General features: G+C 63.4%; 8 protein-coding genes. All 8 read left to right on the top strand.

Features of this window, described 5'->3' with window-relative positions:
• The first annotated feature begins 37 nt into the window (after window positions 1–37).
• The 8 genes from rpoB (at window position 38) to rpsJ (ending at window position 14,537) form a co-directional block, all read left to right on the top strand.
• Window positions 38–4,171: a DNA-directed RNA polymerase subunit beta gene (gene rpoB / locus GU927_RS04865; RefSeq protein WP_161761450.1), complete on the top strand. Its 4,134-nt coding sequence runs from the start codon at window positions 38–40 to the stop codon at window positions 4,169–4,171.
• Window positions 4,172–4,264: 93 nt separating this feature from the next.
• The gene (gene rpoC / locus GU927_RS04860; RefSeq protein WP_161761231.1) at window positions 4,265–8,503 is read left to right on the top strand and encodes a DNA-directed RNA polymerase subunit beta'; all 4,239 of its coding nucleotides are present in this window, start codon (window positions 4,265–4,267) and stop codon (window positions 8,501–8,503) included.
• Window positions 8,504–8,625: 122 nt separating this feature from the next.
• Entirely contained in the window at window positions 8,626–9,504 is an 879-nt protein-coding gene (locus GU927_RS04855; RefSeq protein WP_161761230.1) for a DMT family transporter, read from the top strand.
• 296 nt (window positions 9,505–9,800) lie between these two features.
• A complete protein-coding gene (gene rpsL, locus GU927_RS04850) occupies window positions 9,801–10,172 on the top strand; it encodes a 30S ribosomal protein S12 (protein WP_023667098.1) in 372 nt (123 codons plus the stop codon).
• Between the two features lie 11 nt (window positions 10,173–10,183).
• Window positions 10,184–10,654, top strand: a complete 471-nt coding sequence (gene rpsG, locus GU927_RS04845; RefSeq protein WP_161761229.1) for a 30S ribosomal protein S7 — start codon at window positions 10,184–10,186, stop codon at window positions 10,652–10,654.
• A gap of 9 nt (window positions 10,655–10,663) precedes the next feature.
• On the top strand, window positions 10,664–12,781 hold the full coding sequence (gene fusA, locus GU927_RS04840; RefSeq protein WP_161761228.1) for an elongation factor G: 2,118 nt from the start codon (window positions 10,664–10,666) through the stop codon (window positions 12,779–12,781).
• Between the two features lie 88 nt (window positions 12,782–12,869).
• The gene (gene tuf, locus GU927_RS04835) at window positions 12,870–14,045 is read left to right on the top strand and encodes an elongation factor Tu (protein ID WP_161761227.1); all 1,176 of its coding nucleotides are present in this window, start codon (window positions 12,870–12,872) and stop codon (window positions 14,043–14,045) included.
• 183 nt (window positions 14,046–14,228) lie between these two features.
• On the top strand, window positions 14,229–14,537 hold the full coding sequence (gene rpsJ, locus GU927_RS04830) for a 30S ribosomal protein S10 (protein ID WP_023666234.1): 309 nt from the start codon (window positions 14,229–14,231) through the stop codon (window positions 14,535–14,537).
• Window positions 14,538–14,544: the final 7 nt, after the last annotated feature.

Here is a 14,544-nt window from a genome sequence, read left to right as displayed (position 1 = left end):
CCCGCGCCAGCGACACGAGAAAAAGGTGACGACGCACATGGCGCAAGCTTACGTTGGCCAGAAACGCATCCGCCGCTATTACGGCAAGATCCGCGAAGTCCTGGAGATGCCGAACCTCATCGAGGTTCAGAAATCCTCCTATGACCTGTTCCTGAAATCCGGCGATGCGGACAAGCCGCTGGATGGCGAAGGGATCCAGGGCACGTTCCAGTCGGTGTTCCCGATCAAGGATTTCAACGAGACCGCGGTTCTGGAGTTCGTGAAGTACGAGCTGGAGAAGCCGAAGTACGACGTGGACGAATGCCAGCAGCGCGACATGACCTATGCCGCGCCGCTGAAGGTGACGCTGCGCCTGATCGTGTTCGATGTCGACGAGACCACGGGCGCCCGGTCCGTCAAGGACATCAAGGAACAGGACGTCTACATGGGCGACATGCCCCTGATGACGTCGAACGGCACGTTCATCGTGAACGGGACCGAGCGGGTCATCGTGTCCCAGATGCACCGGTCGCCCGGCGTGTTCTTCGACCATGACAAGGGCAAGACCCATTCTTCGGGCAAGCTGTTGTTCACCTGCCGGATCATTCCCTATCGCGGGTCGTGGCTGGACTTCGAATTCGACGCCAAGGACATCGTCTTTGCGCGCATCGACCGCCGCCGCAAGCTGCCGGTGACGACGCTGCTCTATGCGCTCGGCATGGATCAGGAAGGCATCATGGATGCCTATTACGACACCGTGACCTTCAAGCATGTGAAGAACAAGGGCTGGGTGACCAAGTTCTTCCCGAACCGCGTGTCCGGCACGCGTCCGACCTATGATCTGGTCGATGCCGCGACGGGCGAGGTGATCCTGAAGGCGGGCGAGAAGGCCACGCCGCGGATGGTGAAGAAGTGGAAGGATGACGGCGCGATCACGGAGCTGCTGGTTCCGTTCGACCACATCATCGGCCGCTATGTCGCCAAGGACATCATCAACGAGGAAACCGGCGAGATCTGGGTCGAAGCCGGCGACGAGCTGACGATGGAATACGACCGCGACGGCGAGGCCAAGGGCGGCACCGTCAAGCTGCTGCTGGATCAGGGCATCACCGAGATCCCGGTGCTGGACATCGACAACGTCAATGTCGGCCCCTACATCCGCAACACGATGGCCGCGGACAAGAACATGGGCCGCGACACCGCGCTCATGGACATCTACCGCGTGATGCGTCCGGGCGAGCCGCCGACTGTGGAAGCGGCAAGCACGCTGTTCGACACGCTGTTCTTCGACAAGGAACGCTATGACCTGTCGGCCGTGGGCCGGGTCAAGATGAACATGCGTCTGGATCTGGGCAAGCCCGACACCCAGCGCACGCTGGACCGCGAGGACATCATCGCCTGCATCAAGGCGCTGTGCGACCTGCGCGACGGGCGGGGCGAGATCGACGATATCGACCACCTCGGCAACCGCCGCGTCCGGTCGGTGGGCGAGCTGATGGAGAACCAGTATCGCGTCGGTCTGCTGCGGATGGAGCGCGCTATCAAGGAGCGGATGTCGTCGGTGGAAATCGACACGATCATGCCGCAGGACCTGATCAACGCGAAGCCTGCGGCGGCGGCGGTGCGTGAATTCTTCGGCTCCAGCCAGCTGTCGCAGTTCATGGACCAGACCAACCCGCTGTCGGAAGTGACGCACAAGCGCCGTCTGTCGGCCCTCGGGCCGGGCGGTCTGACCCGCGAACGCGCCGGCTTCGAAGTGCGCGACGTGCACCCGACGCATTATGGCCGGATGTGCCCGATCGAAACGCCGGAAGGCCAGAACATCGGTCTGATCAACAGCCTTGCCACCTTTGCGCGGGTGAACAAGTACGGCTTCATCGAAACCCCCTACCGCAAGGTGATCGAGGGCAAGGTGACCGACGACGTGGTCTACATGTCCGCGACCGAGGAAATGCGTCACACCGTGGCGCAGGCCAACGCGACGCAGGACGGCGAAGGCCGGTTCATGGATGACCTGATCTCCAGCCGGAAGGCCGGGGAATTCATGCTGAACCCGCCGGATGCGATCGACCTGATCGACGTTTCGCCCAAGCAGCTGGTGTCGGTTGCGGCCTCGCTCATTCCGTTCCTGGAAAATGACGACGCCAACCGCGCGCTGATGGGGTCGAACATGCAGCGTCAGGCGGTTCCGCTGCTGCAATCGGACGCGCCCTTCGTGGGCACGGGGATCGAAGCGGTGGTTGCGCGCGATTCCGGCGCGGCCATCATGGCCCGCCGTGCGGGTGTGATCGACCAGGTGGACGCGACGCGTATCGTCGTGCGGGCGACCGAGATGCTGGAACCCGGCGAGCCGGGCGTCGACATCTATCGGCTCCGCAAGTTCAAGCGGTCGAACCAGTCGTCCTGCATCAACCAGCGTCCGCTGGTGAAGGTGGGTGACACGGTCGGCCGTGGCGAGGTGATCGCGGACGGTCCCTGCACCGACATGGGCGAACTGGCCCTTGGCCGGAACGTGGTCGTGGCCTTCATGCCGTGGAACGGCTATAACTACGAGGACTCGATCCTGATTTCCGAGCGCATCCTGCGCGATGACGTCTTCACCTCGATCCATATCGAGGAATACGAAGTCGCGGCGCGGGATACGAAGCTGGGTCCGGAAGAGATCACGCGCGACATCCCGAACGTGGGTGAAGAGGCGCTGCGCAACCTTGACGAGGCGGGCATCGTCTATATCGGTGCCGAAGTGCAGCCGGGCGACATTCTGGTGGGCAAGATCACGCCCAAGGGCGAAAGCCCGATGACGCCGGAAGAGAAGCTTCTGCGCGCGATCTTCGGGGAAAAGGCGTCGGACGTGCGGGATACCTCGCTGCGCCTGCCGCCGGGTGCCTATGGCACGATCGTGGAAGTGCGGGTCTTCAACCGTCACGGCGTCGACAAGGACGAACGCGCGCTGCAGATCGAGCGCGAGGAAGTCGAGCGTCTGGCGCGCGACCGCGACGACGAGCTGGCGATCCTGGAGCGCAACATCTATTCGCGCCTCAAGACGCTGATCATGGGCAAGACCGCCGTGAAGGGCCCGAAGGGCATCAAGGCCGGTTCGACCATCGATGACGAACTGCTGGGCACGCTGTCGCGCGGCCAGTGGTGGCAGCTTGCGCTGGGTGAAGAGGCCGAGGCGAAGGAAGTCGAGGCCCTGCACGACCAGTTCGAGGCGCAGAAGCGCGCGCTGGAGCACCGGTTCGAGGACAAGGTCGAAAAGGTCCGCCGTGGCGACGACCTGCCCCCCGGCGTGATGAAGATGGTCAAGGTGTTCGTCGCGGTGAAGCGCAAGCTGCAGCCGGGCGACAAGATGGCCGGTCGTCACGGGAACAAGGGCGTCATCTCGAAGGTCGTGCCGATGGAGGACATGCCCTTCCTTGCGGATGGCACCCCTGTCGACCTCGTGCTGAACCCGCTGGGCGTGCCGTCGCGGATGAACGTCGGGCAGATCCTTGAAACCCACATGGGTTGGGCCGCGCGCGGTCTGGGTCTGAAGATCGACGAGGCGCTGCAGGAATACCGTCGCTCCGGCGACCTGACCCCTGTGCGCGAGGCGATGCGTCTGGCCTATGGCGACGAGACCTATGACGAGGCCTTTGCGGGCGTCGAAGAGGACGAGCTGGTGGAACGTGCGGGTTACGTGACCCGTGGCGTTCCGATCGCCACGCCGGTCTTTGACGGGGCCAAGGAGATGGACGTGAACGACGCGCTGAAGCGCGCCGGTTTCGACCAGTCCGGCCAGTCGGTGGTCTTCGACGGCCGCACGGGCGAGCAGTTCGCGCGGAAGGTCACGGTGGGCGTGAAGTACATGCTCAAGCTGCACCACCTTGTCGACGACAAGCTGCACGCCCGTTCGACGGGTCCGTACAGCCTCGTTACCCAGCAGCCGCTGGGCGGGAAGGCGCAGTTCGGTGGCCAGCGTCTGGGGGAGATGGAGGTCTGGGCTCTGGAAGCCTATGGCGCCGCCTATACCCTGCAGGAGATGCTGACGGTGAAGTCGGACGACGTGGCGGGCCGGACCAAGGTCTACGAGTCGATCGTCAAGGGCGAGGACAATTTCGAAGCGGGCGTTCCCGAGAGCTTCAACGTGCTCGTCAAGGAAGTCCGCGGCCTCGGCCTGAACATGGAACTCCTGGATGCGGAGGAGGAGTGACCGGATGGCGGGGTGAACCCCGCCCTACGGTCCTCGGCCGGACGGGCAACCGTCCGGCATCCTTCCCCGCAGCCCTCATCTTAGGGAATTGAAATGAACCAGGAACTGACCAACAACCCGTTCAATCCGGTTGCCCCGATCAAGACGTTCGACGAGATCAAGATCTCGCTCGCGTCGCCGGAGCGCATCCTGTCTTGGTCCTATGGCGAGATCAAGAAGCCGGAAACCATCAACTACCGCACGTTCAAGCCGGAGCGTGACGGCCTGTTCTGCGCCCGTATCTTCGGGCCGATCAAGGATTACGAATGCCTCTGCGGCAAGTACAAGCGCATGAAGTATCGCGGCGTCGTCTGCGAGAAATGCGGTGTGGAAGTGACGCTGCAGAAGGTCCGTCGCGAGCGGATGGGCCATATCGAACTGGCAGCACCCGTCGCGCATATCTGGTTCCTGAAGTCGCTGCCGTCCCGCATCGGCCTGATGCTGGACATGACGCTGCGCGATCTGGAACGCATCCTGTACTTTGAAAACTATGTCGTCATCGAACCCGGTCTGACGGACCTGACATATGGTCAGCTGATGACCGAGGAAGAGTATCTGGACGCGCAGGACCAGTATGGCGCCGACGCCTTCACCGCCAATATCGGCGCCGAGGCTATCCGCGAGATGCTGGCGGCGATCGATCTGGACCAGACGGCCGAGACGCTGCGCGAGGAGCTGAAGGAAGCCACGGGCGAGCTGAAGCCGAAGAAGATCATCAAGCGGCTGAAGATCGTGGAGTCCTTCCTCGAGTCGGGCAACCGGCCGGAGTGGATGGTCCTGACCGTTCTTCCGGTGATCCCGCCGGAACTGCGCCCGCTGGTGCCGCTGGATGGTGGCCGGTTCGCGACGTCGGACCTGAACGACCTGTACCGTCGGGTGATCAACCGGAACAACCGTCTGAAGCGGCTGATCGAACTGCGTGCGCCCGATATCATCGTGCGCAACGAAAAGCGGATGCTGCAGGAGGCGGTGGACGCGCTGTTCGACAACGGCCGCCGCGGTCGCGTGATCACGGGCACCAACAAGCGCCCGCTGAAATCGCTGTCCGACATGCTGAAAGGCAAGCAGGGCCGGTTCCGCCAGAACCTGCTGGGCAAGCGCGTGGACTTCTCGGGCCGTTCGGTCATCGTGACGGGTCCGGAACTGAAGCTGCACCAGTGCGGCCTGCCGAAGAAGATGGCGCTGGAGCTGTTCAAGCCGTTCATCTATTCGCGGCTTGAGGCGAAGGGGCTGTCCAGCACCGTCAAGCAGGCGAAGAAGCTGGTCGAGAAGGAGCGTCCGGAGGTCTGGGATATCCTCGATGAGGTCATCCGCGAACATCCCGTGCTGCTGAACCGCGCGCCGACGCTGCACCGTCTGGGGATCCAGGCGTTCGAGCCGATCCTGATCGAAGGCAAGGCGATCCAGCTGCACCCGCTGGTCTGTTCGGCGTTCAACGCGGACTTCGACGGCGACCAGATGGCCGTGCACGTTCCGCTGAGCCTTGAGGCGCAGCTGGAAGCGCGCGTGTTGATGATGTCGACGAACAACGTTCTGTCGCCCGCCAACGGCGCGCCGATCATCGTTCCGTCGCAGGACATGGTTCTGGGCCTTTACTACGTCACCATGGAACGCAAGGGCATGGTCGGCGAGGGCAAGATCTTTGCCGATATCGAGGAAGTCGAACATGCGCTGGCCGCGGGCGAGGTGCATCTGCATGCCTCGATCACCGCGCGCCTGCGCCAGATCGACGACGAGGGCAACGAGGTCTGGAAGCGCTACAAGACGACCCCCGGCCGTCTGCGTCTGGGCAACCTGCTGCCGCTGAACGCCAAGGCGCCGTTCGAACTGGTGAACCGCCTGCTGCGGAAGAAGGACGTGCAGAACGTCATCGACACCGTCTACCGTTATTGCGGCCAGAAGGAGTCGGTCATCTTCTGTGACCAGATCATGGGTCTGGGCTTCCGCGAGGCGTTCCGTGCCGGCATCTCGTTCGGCAAGGACGACATGCTGATCCCGGATTCCAAGTGGACCATCGTGAACGAGGTCCGCGATCAGGTGAAGGAATTCGAACAGCAGTACATGGACGGCCTGATCACGCAGGGCGAGAAGTACAACAAGGTCGTCGATGCCTGGTCGAAGTGTTCCGACAAGGTCGCGGGCGAGATGATGGCCGAAATCTCGGCGGTCCGTTTCGACGATGCGGGTGCGGAGAAAGAGCCGAACTCGGTCTATATGATGTCGCACTCCGGTGCGCGGGGTTCGCCTGCGCAGATGAAGCAGCTGGGCGGGATGCGCGGTCTGATGGCCAAGCCGTCGGGCGAGATCATCGAAACGCCCATCATCTCGAACTTCAAGGAAGGTCTGACCGTTCTTGAATACTTCAACTCGACCCACGGTGCGCGGAAGGGTCTGGCTGATACCGCACTCAAGACCGCGAACTCGGGTTACCTCACCCGCCGTCTGGTGGACGTGGCGCAGGACTGCATCGTGCGGTCCAACGACTGCGGCACCGAACGGGCGATCACGGCGGAAGCCGCGGTCAATGACGGGGAAGTGGTGCAGTCGCTGGCCGAGCGTGTGCTGGGCCGTGTGGCGGCGGACGACATCCTTGTTCCGGGCACGGACGAGGTGATCGTGGCGCGGGGCGAGCTGATCGACGAACGCAAGGCCGATGCGATCGACCAGGCGGGCGTGGCATCCTGCCGTATCCGCAGCCCGCTGACCTGCGAGGCGGAAGAGGGCGTCTGCGCGGCCTGCTATGGCCGTGACCTTGCCCGCGGCACGCTGGTGAACATCGGGGAAGCGGTCGGCATCATCGCCGCCCAGTCCATCGGTGAACCCGGCACGCAGCTGACGATGCGGACCTTCCACATCGGCGGCATCGCGCAGGGCGGCCAGCAGTCGTTCCTCGAGGCGTCGCAGGAAGGCAAGATCGAGTTCCGCAACGCGAACCTTCTGTCCAACGCCAATGGCGAGCAGATCGTGATCGGGCGGAACATGTCTCTGGCCATCATCGACGAGGCGGGGGCAGAGCGTGCGGTGCACAAGCTGTCCTACGGTGCGAAGGTCCATGTGAAGGAAGGGCAGTCCGTCAAGCGCGGCACCAAGCTGTTCGAATGGGACCCCTACACGCTGCCGATCATCGCGGAAAAGGCGGGTCTGGCAAAGTTCGTCGACCTGATCTCGGGCATCTCGGTCCGGGAAGAGACGGACGAAGCGACCGGCATGACGCAGAAGATCGTGTCGGACTGGCGGTCGGCGCCGAAAGGCAACGAGCTGAAGCCCGAGATCATCGTGATGGACCCGGCGACGGGCGAACCGGTGCGTGCGGACAACGGCAACCCGATCACCTATCCGATGTCGGTGGACGCCATCCTGTCGGTCGAGGACCAGCAGGAAGTCCGGCCGGGCGACGTGGTGGCGCGTATCCCGCGCGAAGGCGCCAAGACCAAGGACATCACCGGGGGTCTTCCCCGCGTGGCGGAACTGTTCGAGGCCCGTCGTCCGAAGGATCACGCGATCATCGCGGAAACGGATGGTTATGTGCGGTTCGGCAAGGACTACAAGAACAAGCGCCGCATCACGGTGGAGCCTGTCGACGAGACCCTGACGCCGATCGAGTACATGATCCCGAAGGGCAAGCACATCCCGGTGCAGGAAGGCGACTTCGTGCAAAAGGGCGACTACATCATGGACGGCAACCCCGCGCCGCATGACATCCTGCGCATCATGGGTGTCGAGGCGCTGGCGAACTACATGATCGACGAGGTGCAGGACGTGTACCGACTGCAGGGCGTGAAGATCAACGACAAGCATATCGAGGTGATCGTCCGCCAGATGCTGCAGAAGCTTGAAATCCTGGATAGCGGGGACACGACCCTGCTGAAGGGCGAACAGGTGGAGCGGATCGAACTGGACGAGGAGAACGCCAAGGCACGGGCCCGTGGCCTGCGCGAGGCGAAAGCCGAGCCGGTGCTGCTGGGGATCACCAAGGCGTCGCTGCAAACGCGTTCCTTCATCTCGGCCGCGTCCTTCCAGGAGACGACCCGCGTGCTGACCGAGGCTTCGGTCCAGGGCAAGCGCGACAAGCTGGTCGGTCTGAAGGAGAACGTGATCGTCGGTCGCCTGATCCCGGCAGGGACCGGTGGCGCGACGAGCCGCGTGAAGAAGATCGCGTCGGATCGTGACCAGAACGTCATCGATGCCCGCCGTTCGGAGGCCGAAGAGGCCGCCGCTCTTGCCGCGCCGATGGATGTGATGGATACCGAGATGGATGCGGGTCTGGTCGATACGGTTGAAAGCCGCGATTGATCGGAACACCTGTGAATGAAGGGGGCCGTCGCAGCGATGCGGCGGCCCTTTTCCTTTTGGTGTCGCTGGCGGGGTGGCGGGCGCGGTTGCGCCTTGCTAGGGACGGGCAAGAGGAGACGCCCATGCCCATGTCCGACAACCTGCGCGGCGCGCTTTACATGTGCGTGGCCATGGCGGCCTTCACCATCAATGACGCGATGATGAAGGCGGCGACGCAGACGCTGCCGCTGTGGCAGGCGATTGCCATGCGGGGGCTGCTGACGCTGGGTCCGCTGGTGGCCATCGGGGCGATGACGGGGCGGCTGACGTTCCGGATGGGGCGGCGCGATGCGGTGACGGTGGGGATCCGGTCCTTTGCCGAGGTGGCGTCGACGTTGCTGTTCCTTGCCGCGCTGGTGCATATGCCGCTGGCGAACCTGTCGGCGATCATGCAGTCGCTGCCGCTGGCCGTGGCGCTGGCGGCATGGGCGGTGTTCGGCGACCGGATCGGCTGGCGGCGGATGACGGCCATTCTGGTCGGTTTCGTGGGCGTGCTGATCATCGTGCGGCCGGGACCTGCGGGGTTCGACCACTGGGCGCTGATCGGATTGGCTTCGGTCGCCTTTGTCGTGGTGCGCGATCTGTCGACGCGCGAATTGTCCAGGTCGGTGCCGTCGGCCACGGTGGCGGTGGCGGCGAGCCTTTCGGTGACGGCGACGGCGCTGGTCCTGTCGCTGCCCGAGGGGTGGGTGGGGTTTTCGCTGCGCGAGGGTTTGCTGATCTGCGGGGCGGCGGCGTCGCTGGTGGTGGGGTACAATTTCGTTGTCATGGTCATGCGTGTGGGCGATATCGGCTTTGTCGCGCCGTTCCGCTATGTCTCGCTTCTGGTGGCGCTGGTGCTGGGGTGGGCGGTCTTTGGTACGGTGCCCGATCCGCTGACGCTGTTCGGGGCGGGGCTGGTCGTGGCATCGGGTCTGTTCACGCTGTGGCGCGAGCGCAAGGTCAAGGCGGCGCGGGCCTAAGCCGCGACAGGCCCCGCGGCCCTGCGGGCGTTGACATCCCCCGCGACTCCCCCTATACGCCCGCTACATCGTGCGCCTGCCCCTTCGGGAGCGGGCCTCGGGATATCGAAAAGTGAGTGGTCATGATCCGGGCCGCAAAGCCCCGATCCTCTGGAATTCCACCGCGTCGTCCCCTGATGGGGGCGGATGCGGTTTTGGTGTTTTGCGATCCGCGCAAGGCATCAGTCGAGAAGCAGCGCGCCGGGTCCGGCGCGAGTATTGACAACCGCCCAGGACGGGCAAATCGAGGTAGTTGAATGCCGACGATCCAACAGCTGATCCGCAAGCCGCGGGAAGCGAAAGTCAGAAGGTCCAAGTCGCAGCACTTGGAATCCTGCCCGCAGAAGCGTGGTGTTTGCACCCGCGTCTACACCACGACCCCGAAGAAGCCGAACTCCGCTATGCGTAAGGTCGCCAAGGTGCGCCTGACGAACGGCTTCGAGGTGATCAGCTACATTCCCGGCGAAAAGCACAACCTTCAGGAACACTCTGTCGTCCTGATCCGTGGCGGCCGTGTGAAAGACCTTCCCGGTGTGCGTTACCACATCCTGCGCGGTGTTCTGGATACCCAGGGCGTCAAAGACCGTCGTCAGCGCCGTTCGAAGTACGGCGCGAAGCGTCCGAAGTGAGGAGCTGAGAGATGTCCCGCCGTCACGCCGCAGAAAAGCGCGAAATCCTGCCCGACGCCAAGTATGGCGATCGCGTGCTGACCAAGTTCATGAACAACCTGATGCTCGACGGGAAGAAATCCGTCGCGGAATCGATCGTCTATGGCGCGCTGTCGCGCGTCGAGCAGCGCCTGAAGCGCGAGCCGATCCAGGCGTTCCATGAAGCTCTGGACAATGTGAAGCCCTCCGTCGAAGTGCGTTCGCGCCGCGTCGGTGGTGCGACCTATCAGGTCCCCGTCGAAGTGCGCGCCGAGCGCCGTGAAGCGCTGGCGATCCGCTGGCTGATCACCGCTGCCCGCAAGCGCAACGAGAACACGATGGAAGAACGTCTGGCTGCCGAACTGGCTGACGCGGTGAACAACCGCGGCACGGCGGTGAAGAAGCGTGAAGACACCCACAAGATGGCCGACGCGAACAAAGCGTTCAGCCACTACCGCTGGTAAGAGGGCATCATGGCACGCGAATATCCGCTGAACCTCTACCGCAACTTCGGGATCATGGCCCATATCGACGCGGGCAAGACCACGACGACGGAACGCATCCTCTACTACACCGGCAAGTCCCACAAGATCGGCGAAGTCCATGACGGCGCCGCCACGATGGACTGGATGGAGCAGGAGCAGGAGCGGGGCATCACCATCACCTCGGCTGCGACGACCACCTTCTGGGAACGCACCGAAGATGGCGCGACCCCGCAGACCCCGAAGCACCGCTTCAACATCATCGACACCCCCGGCCACGTCGACTTCACCATCGAGGTGGAGCGTTCGCTGGCGGTTCTCGACGGCGCCGTCTGCCTTCTGGACGCCAACGCCGGTGTGGAACCCCAGACCGAAACCGTGTGGCGTCAGGCTGACCGCTACAAGGTTCCGCGGATCGTGTTCGTCAACAAGATGGACAAGATCGGCGCGGACTTCTTCAAGTGCGTCAAGATGATCAAGGACCGCACCGGTGCGACCCCCGCCCCGATCGCCCTGCCGATCGGCGCCGAGGACAAGCTGGAAGGTATCATCGATCTGGTGACCATGAAGGAATGGGTCTACCAGGGCGAAGATCTGGGCGCGTCCTGGGTCATCCAGGACATCCGTGCCGACCTGAAGGCCGAAGCCGACGAATGGCGCGGCAAGCTGGTCGAACTCGCGGTCGAGCAGGATGACGCGGCGATGGAAGCCTATCTCGAGGGCAACGAGCCTTCGGTCGAGGAACTGCGCCGCCTGATCCGCAAGGGCACCCTGTCGATGGCCTTCGTTCCGGTCACCGCCGGGTCGGCCTTCAAGAACAAGGGTGTGCAGCCGGTCCTGAACTCGGTCATCGACTATCTGCCCTCGCCGCTGGACGTGCCCGCCTATATGGGCTTCAAGCCGGGCGACGAGACGGAAACCCGCGACATCCCGCGGTCGGCCGATGACACGCAGCCCTTCGCCGCGCTGGCATTCAAGATCATGAACGACCCCTTCGTGGGCTCGCTCACCTTCACCCGCATCTATTCCGGCGTCCTGAAGAAGGGCGACCAGATGGTCAACTCGACCAAGGGCCGGAAAGAGCGCGTGGGCCGCATGATGATGATGCACGCCATCAACCGCGAGGAAATCGAAGAAGCCTTCGCGGGCGACATCATCGCTCTGGCGGGCCTGAAGGAAACCACCACCGGTGACACCCTGTGCGACCCGAACAACCAGGTCGTTCTGGAAACCATGACCTTCCCGGAACCGGTGATCGAGATTGCCGTGGAACCGAAGTCCAAGGCCGACCAGGAAAAGATGGGCCTCGCGCTGGCCCGTCTGGCTGCCGAAGACCCGTCCTTCCGCGTCGAGACCGATCTGGAATCGGGCCAGACCATCATGAAGGGCATGGGCGAACTTCACCTCGACATCCTCGTCGACCGCATGCGTCGCGAGTTCAAGGTCGAGGCGAATATCGGTGCGCCGCAGGTGGCCTATCGTGAAACGATCTCGAGCGCGCACGAGATCGACTACACCCACAAGAAGCAGACCGGTGGCACGGGCCAGTTCGCCCGCGTCAAGCTGCAGATCACCCCGACGGAACCGGGCGAGGGTTACTCCTTCGAATCCAAGATCGTCGGTGGTGCGGTGCCGAAGGAATACATCCCCGGCGTCGAAAAGGGCATCAAGTCCGTCATGGACTCGGGTCCGCTTGCCGGCTTCCCGGTCATCGACTTCAAGGTGGCGCTGGTCGACGGTGCCTTCCACGACGTCGACTCGTCGGTTCTGGCCTTCGAAATCGCGGCCCGCGCCGCGATGCGCGAAGGTCTGAAGAAGGCCGGTGCGAAGCTGCTGGAACCCATCATGAAGGTCGAGGTCGTGACGCCGGAAGAATATACCGGTTCGATCATCGGTGACCTGACCTCGCGTCGGGGCATGGTGCAGGGACAGGACACCCGCGGCAATGCCAACGTGATCAACGCGATGGTGCCGCTGGCGAACATGTTCGGCTACATCAACAACCTGCGTTCGATGTCGTCGGGCCGTGCGGTCTTTACCATGCTGTTCGACCACTATGACGCGGTGCCCGAGAACATCTCTCAGGAAATCCAGAAGAAATACGCTTGATCGGTGTGGCGGGGTGAACCCCGCCCTACCACCCCCGTAGGGCGGGGTTCACCCCGCCGCCCGTAACAACGAATGAGGAGTTGCCCAGATGGCAAAGGCAAAGTTTGAACGTAACAAACCGCACGTCAACATCGGCACGATCGGCCACGTTGACCACGGCAAGACGACGCTGACGGCGGCGATCACGAAGTATTTCGGCGAATTCCGCGCCTATGACCAGATCGACGGCGCGCCGGAAGAGCGGGCCCGCGGGATCACGATCTCGACCGCGCATGTGGAATACGAGACGGAGAACCGTCACTACGCCCACGTCGACTGCCCCGGCCACGCCGACTATGTGAAGAACATGATCACGGGTGCCGCGCAGATGGACGGGGCGATCCTCGTTTGCGCCGCCTCGGACGGCCCGATGCCGCAGACGCGCGAGCACATCCTGCTCGGCCGTCAGGTGGGCATTCCCTACATGGTCGTCTACATGAACAAGATCGACCTCGTGGATGACGAGGAACTGCTCGAGCTGGTCGAGATGGAACTGCGCGAGCTGCTGTCGTCGTACGACTATCCCGGCGACGATATCCCGATCATCAAGGGCTCGGCCCACCAGGCCATGATCGGCGAGCGCAAGGACATCGGGGAAGACTCGATCCGCGCGCTGATGGCGGCGGTCGACACCTACATCCCGACGCCGGCGCGTGCTGTGGATCAGCCCTTCCTGATGCCGATCGAAGACGTGTTCTCGATCTCGGGCCGCGGCACGGTTGTGACCGGTCGTGTGGAGCGTGGCGTGATCAACGTCGGCGACGAAGTCGAGATCGTGGGTATCCGCGACACGAAGAAGTCGGTCTGCACGGGCGTGGAAATGTTCCGCAAGCTGCTGGATCGTGGGGAAGCCGGTGACAACGTCGGCGTCCTGCTGCGCGGCATCGACCGTGACGGCGTGGAGCGCGGCCAGGTGCTGTGCAAGCCGAAGTCGGTGAACCCGCACACGAAGTTCGAGGCGGAAGCCTACATCCTGACCAAGGAAGAAGGCGGCCGTCACACGCCGTTCTTCGCGAACTACCGTCCGCAGTTCTACTTCCGCACGACCGACGTGACGGGGACGGTGGAGCTGCCGGAAGGCACCGAGATGGTGATGCCGGGCGACAACCTGAAGTTCAACGTGACGCTGATCGCCCCGATCGCGATGGAAGAGAAGCTGCGCTTCGCCATCCGTGAAGGCGGCCGCACCGTCGGCGCAGGCGTCGTCTCGAAGATCATCGCCTGATCTGGCGGGCAGGGCGGATCACCTCGCCCTGTGCAAAGAAAGATCGCGAATCCCCTTTCCAAGGGGGCAAGCAATCTGTAAGGACGCGCGGCGCACCTTCCGGGGTGCGCCGCAGACCATCAACAAACGTGAACCTATGGGTCGGGCAATCCTGCGCGATCTACGTTCCGAAGGAAAACAAAGATGCAAGGTCAGACCATCCGCATCCGGCTGAAGGCCTTCGATTACCGCGTTCTGGATGCCAGCACGCAGGAAATCGTGAACACGGCCAAGCGGACCGGCGCGCAAGTGCGCGGCCCGATCCCGCTGCCGAACAAGATCGAGAAGTTCACGGTTCTCCGTGGTCCGCACATCGACAAGAAGTCGCGCGACCAGTGGGAAATCCGGACGCACAAGCGTCTTCTCGACATCGTCGATCCGACCCCCCAGACCGTGGACGCGCTGATGAAGCTCGACCTCGCCGCTGGCGTGGATGTCGAGATCAAGGTTTGAGGAGGGC

Source organism: Paragemmobacter amnigenus (genome assembly GCF_009908265.2).
GTDB lineage: Bacteria > Pseudomonadota > Alphaproteobacteria > Rhodobacterales > Rhodobacteraceae > Paragemmobacter > Paragemmobacter amnigenus.
The sequence above is the reverse complement of the archived record's forward strand: the minus strand, read 5'-3'. Positions and strand labels throughout refer to the sequence as shown.